Below are 5,270 nucleotides of genomic sequence, written 5' to 3' on the forward strand. Positions count from 1 at the left end.
CTCGGCCCCCGTCACGACGTGCACGCGCCCGCAACCACCCGCCCGCGCGAGGGCGACCGCACGCGCGACCAGCGGCGAACCCCCGTGTACGAGAAGCGCCTTGGGCCTGCCCCCGAGCCGCCGCCCGCCCCCGGCCGCGAGCACGATCCCGGCTGTCCCGCCCTCCGCGTGCCTCGTCACCACTGCCTCCCTCCGGCCGGTCCGCACCGGCCCGCGTGTGCGGCGACCCTACGGGCGGGGCGCGCGCGGCGTGGGCGGGGCGTGTACCGGCTGGCGTGTCGGCGCGCGGTGGCGAATACTGGGCACCGTTCGCGCCGCCGTGCGCCTGACCAGCCGTGGCCCGCGAACGAATTCGGGTAGACGCACGAGGACGTGCGAAGGGGGAGGAGTGCCGCTTGTGACCGGTACGGACCGGACGGGTGTGCCCGTCGCCGACGCGGGGGAACCGGCGGGTGGCGGGCGACCCGTCGAGGAGCAGGAGGACCCGCGCATCGCGGAGTTGCGCGAGGCCGTGACGGCCCTGCGCCGCGCCCTCGCCACGCTGCCCGCCGACCTCACCGACAGGGACCTCGCCGAGGAGGAACTCGCCGCGCTCACCGCCCTCCTGTCCGGCCCGGCCCCGAGCCCGGCCGCCCTCGGCGGCCCCCTCCTGCGCCTCGCCGCGACCACGGGCTCGGTGAGCGCCCTCGCCCCCGCCCTCGCCCGACTGCGCGCGGCGGTCGAGCTGTTCGGCGGCGCGGGCGGGCGCTGACGGGGTCGCTGAGGGCGGTGCCCTGTCCCGTACGGCTGTGCCGGGCGCCGCCCGGAGTGGTCCGCTAGCCCTGTTCCGCGCGGCGCGCGAGCGCCTCGGACAGTTCGGCCGCGACCTGGCGCAGGACGGGTACGTGACGTGCCATCGCCTCGTCGGTGAGGCGGCCCGCCGGGCCCGAGACCGAGAGCGCCGCCGTCGTGGGGGAGTGGGGGACGGCCACCGCGAGGCAGCGCACGCCGATCTCCTGCTCGTTGTCGTCGACCGCGAAGCCCCGCGCCCGCACGTCGTCGAGCGCCGCGAGGAAGGACTCGGGCGTCGTCAGAGTGCGGTCGGTCGCCGCGGGCATCCCGGTGCGGGCGAGCAGCGCGCGCACCTCGCCCGGGGCGCTGTCGGCGAGGAGGGCCTTGCCCACGCCCGTCGAGTGCGGCAGGACCCGGCGGCCGACCTCGGTGAACATGCGCATCGAGTGCTTCGAGGGCACCTGCGCCACGTACACCACCTCGTCGCCGTCGAGCAGCGCCATGTTCGCCGTCTCGCCCGTCTCGTCGACGAGCCGCGCGAGATACGGGCGCGCCCACGTGCCGAGCAGCCGCGAGGCGGACTCGCCGAGCCGGATCAGGCGCGGGCCCAGCGCGTACCTGCGGTTCTCCTGCTGGCGCACGTAGCCGGTCGCGACGAGCGTGCGCATGAGGCGGTGGATCGTCGGGAGTGGAAGGCCGCTGCTCGTGGCGAGTTCGCTCAGGCCGACCTCGCCGCCCGCGTCCGCCATCCGCTCAAGGAGGTCGAAGGCGCGCTCCAGGGACTGCACGCCCCCGGCGACCGCGGACTTCGGGGGAGCGGCGGCATCGCTGGTGCTCGGGGTCGGCACGGCACGGTCCTTTCAGGGGACGGACGGGCGAAACAGCAGCCTACCGGGCGGGACCTTTCGGGCCGTACCGAGGACCGTGTTACGCGAAAGTTCATTTCCGGTTACCGAAAAGAGGCAGGGTGTATCCCTTCGCCCGGCGCTCTTGACGCTCCTCCCGGGGCGGCAGAGACTCACGGCAAGCGTTCAACAGAACGTTGAACGCCTCCGCAGGCGTTGACCAGGGGGCCCCGCCATGACCGCCGCCGCACCGCCCGATCTCCTCCTCCGCTCCACCCGCGCCGTACTCCCCGAGGGCCCGCCGCGCCCCGCCGCCGTCGCGGTCACGGGGCCCGTGATCAGCGCGGTCCTCGCGTACGGGAGCGAGCCGCCCGAGGGCTGCCGCGTGCTCGACCTCGGCGACGACGCCCTGCTGCCCGGGCTCGTCGACACCCACGTCCACGTCAACGACCCCGGCCGCGCCCACTGGGAGGGCTTCACGACCGCGACCCGCGCGGCCGCCGCCGGGGGCATCACGACGCTCGTCGACATGCCGCTCAACTCCCTCCCGCCCACCACCACCGTCGACCACCTGCGCCGCAAGCGAGAGGTCGCGGGCCCCCGCGCGCACATCGACGTCGGCTTCTGGGGCGGCGCGATCCCCGGCAACGCGGCCCACCTGCGGCCACTCCACGACGCCGGGGTCTTCGGCTTCAAGTGCTTCCTCTCCCCGTCCGGCGTCGACGAGTTCCCGCCGCTGGACGCGGACGGGCTCGACACGGCCCTCACCGCCCTCGCCGCGTTCGGCGGCCTCCTCCTCGTGCACGCCGAGGACCCCCACCACCTCGCCGCCGCTCCCCAGCGCCCCGGCCCCCACTACCGCGACTTCCTCGCCTCGCGCCCCCACGCCGCCGAACGCGAGGCCGTCCGCCTCCTGTTGGAGGCAGCGGCCCGCCACCCCGGCGCCCGCGTCCACGTCCTGCACGTCTCCAGCGCCGACGTGCTGCCGCTCATCGCCGAGGCGAAAGCGGCCGGAGCGCGCGTCACCGCCGAGACCTGCCCCCACTTCCTGACCCTCACCGCCGAGGAAGTCCCGGACGGCGCGACGGAGTTCAAGTGCTGTCCGCCCATCAGGGAGGCCGCTAACCAGGAGGCCCTGTGGCAGGCGCTCGCGGACGGCACGCTCGACTGCGTCGTCTCCGACCACTCCCCGTCGACCGCTGACCTCAAGGCCCCCGATTTCGCGCGCGCTTGGGGCGGGATCTCCTCGCTCCAGCTCGGCCTGCCCGCCGTCTGGACCGCCGCCGCCGAACGCGGGACGGGGCTCGCCGACGTCGTCCGCCGCATGTCCGCCGCGCCCGCGGCCCTCGCGGGGCTCACCACGAAAGGCGCTCTCGCCCCGGGCGGGGACGCCGACTTCACCGTCTTCGCCCCCGAGACGGAGTTCACCGTCGAGCCCGCCCGCCTCCACCACCGCAACGCCGTCACCGCCTACGCGGGACGCACCCTGCGCGGCGTCGTCCGCGCCACCTGGCTGCGCGGTCAACAGGTCTACTCCGAAGGCAGGTTCACCGCGCCGAGCGGGAAGCTGCTGCACCGCGAGCCGTGACCGCGCGCACCGAAGCGAGGGCGCGTGCCCCGAAGCGAGGACGCGCGTCCCGAAGGGAGAACGCGCGCCCCGAAGCGACGAAAGGAAAGACGCCACCGTGACCGCGACGCCCCCCGCCTTCACCGGCCCCGCCCAGCCCTACGCCGGCGGCGACCCCTACGCCGACTACCGCGCCACCGCACACCCCTTCACCCACCTCCCCGACCTCGCGGACCGCGGCCTCGGCGGCTGCGTCGTCGCCGCCAACGACGAGTTCTTCGCCGAGCGCGAGAACCTGCTCGTCCCCGACCGCCCCCGCTTCGACCCGGCCGCGTACGGCCACAAGGGCAAGATCATGGACGGCTGGGAGACCCGCCGCCGTCGCGGCACGGACCCCGCGCACCCCTGGCCGGACGCCGAGGACCACGACTGGGCGCTCATCCGCCTCGCGACCCCCGGCGTCGTGCGCGGACTCCTCGTCGACACCGCCCACTTCCGCGGCAACCACCCCCGCGCGGTGAGCGTCGAGGCCACCGCGCTGCCGGGCCACCCGAGCCCCGGGGACCTGCTCGCCCCCGGCGTGCGCTGGACGACTCTCCTGCCGCGCACGGAGGTCGGCGGGCACGCGGCGAACGGCTTCCCCGTCGCGGCCGGACGCCGGTTCACGCACGTACGGCTGCGGCAGTACCCGGACGGCGGGATCGCCCGGCTGCGCGTGTACGGCGACGTCGTGCCCGATCCGCGCTGGCTCGCCGCGCTCGGCACCTTCGACCTCGCCGCGCAGGAGCACGGGGGCCGCGCAGAGGACGCCTCCGACCGCTTCTTCTCGCCGCCCGCCAACACCCTGCGCCCGGGACGTTCGCGCGCCATGCACGAGGGCTGGGAGACGCGGCGGCGCCGCGACGACGGGCACGACTGGGTGCGGTACGCGCTCGCCGGGCACGGCGAGATCCGCGCCGTCGAGATCGACACCGCCTGCTACCTCGGCAACGCGGCGGGCTGGGCGGCGCTCTCGGTGCGCGAGGACGACGGGCCGTGGACCGCACTCCTGCCGCCCACCCGCCTCCAGCCCGACACCCCGCACCGCTTCCTCCTCGACCACCCCGTCCCCGCGACCCACGCGCGCCTCGACATCCACCCCGACGGCGGCGTCTCGCGCCTGCGGCTGCACGGGAGTCTGAGCGAGCGGGGGATGCGTGAACTGGAGCGCAGGATCAGTGCGTTGAGCGAAGGCTGAGGTGCCGCCGGGCGGGGCGCGTCGGGGGAGTGCGGGCCATCGGCCGCGTACGCCCGGGGGCGCGCGTCCCGCGCCGACGCACACCGCGTGCACCAGCCGTTCACCAACACACGGAACTTTCACCCGGGTTGACATGGACACCGGCATCTACGCGCGTCATCGTGGATGCCATGCGACGACACCCCCACACCTTGTCCCGCACCCCCCGACTCGCCGCCCTCACCGCGCTCGGCGCCGCCCTCCTGATCGGTGGCCCGGCCGCCACCGCGCAGGCGCAGGCCCCGGCCCCGTCCCCCGTCTCCGCCGCCGTCCTCGCCCCTGCCCGCGCGGCGGCGGTCGGCGACATCTGCTCCTCGGCCCTGCCGAGCCAGGCCCACGACACGCTCGAACTCATCGATGCGGGCGGCCCGTTCCCGTACCCGCAGGACGGCATCGTCTTCCAGAACCGCGAGGGCATCCTCCCCGACCAGTCCACCGGCTACTACCACGAGTACACGGTCAAGACGCCCGGCTCCTCGGACCGCGGCGCGCGCCGCATCGTGACCGGTGAGGAGACCGACGAGGACTACTACACCTCCGACCACTACGCGAGCTTCGACCTGATCGACTTCACCTGCTGAACCGGCGGAATCAGCTGAACCGGCGGAGCCTGCTGAACCGGCGGAGCCTGCCGAACCGGCGGAGCCTGCCGAACCGGCGGAACCGGCGCACCCGCGCCCGATCCCGGCCGAGCTCCCCGAGCACACCGACCATTTCCCCCGGCGCCGCGCCGGTAGCCGGCACCCACCGGTCCAGGCGCCCCCCGCCCCACCGCGCGTCCCCCCACGGCTCGACGGCGCGCGGCGGGGCG

General features: G+C 75.5%; 6 protein-coding genes. 4 read left to right on the plus strand and 2 right to left on the minus strand.

Annotated features, from left to right (window positions below; genetic code table 11):
• On the minus strand, positions 1-180 hold a 180-nt coding region (locus G3I42_RS36535; RefSeq protein ID WP_164291944.1), incomplete at its 3' end, for an NTP transferase domain-containing protein.
• Between the two features lie 217 nt (positions 181-397).
• On the opposite strand from G3I42_RS36535, the gene G3I42_RS36540 reads away from it, so the two are divergent.
• Positions 398-751, plus strand: a complete 354-nt coding sequence (locus G3I42_RS36540) for a DUF5955 family protein (protein ID WP_164291945.1) — start codon at positions 398-400, stop codon at positions 749-751.
• 64 nt (positions 752-815) lie between these two features.
• On the opposite strand, the gene G3I42_RS36545 is transcribed toward G3I42_RS36540, so the two are convergent.
• Positions 816-1,619, minus strand: a complete 804-nt coding sequence (locus G3I42_RS36545) for an IclR family transcriptional regulator (RefSeq protein ID WP_164291946.1) — start codon at positions 1,617-1,619, stop codon at positions 816-818.
• 232 nt (positions 1,620-1,851) lie between these two features.
• On the opposite strand from G3I42_RS36545, the gene allB reads away from it, so the two are divergent.
• The 3 genes from allB to G3I42_RS36560 all read left to right on the plus strand — a co-directional run bounded on the left by allB (position 1,852) and on the right by G3I42_RS36560 (position 5,040).
• A complete protein-coding gene (gene allB / locus G3I42_RS36550; RefSeq protein WP_164291947.1) occupies positions 1,852-3,204 on the plus strand; it encodes an allantoinase AllB in 1,353 nt (450 codons plus the stop codon).
• 97 nt (positions 3,205-3,301) lie between these two features.
• A complete protein-coding gene (alc, locus tag G3I42_RS36555) occupies positions 3,302-4,420 on the plus strand; it encodes an allantoicase (protein WP_164291948.1) in 1,119 nt (372 codons plus the stop codon).
• Positions 4,421-4,590: 170 nt separating this feature from the next.
• The gene (locus G3I42_RS36560; protein WP_164291949.1) at positions 4,591-5,040 is read left to right on the plus strand and encodes a ribonuclease; all 450 of its coding nucleotides are present in this window, start codon (positions 4,591-4,593) and stop codon (positions 5,038-5,040) included.
• Positions 5,041-5,270: the final 230 nt, after the last annotated feature.

The sequence above is a fragment of the Streptomyces sp. SID11385 genome (assembly GCF_010548245.1).
Lineage (GTDB): Bacteria > Actinomycetota > Actinomycetes > Streptomycetales > Streptomycetaceae > Streptomyces.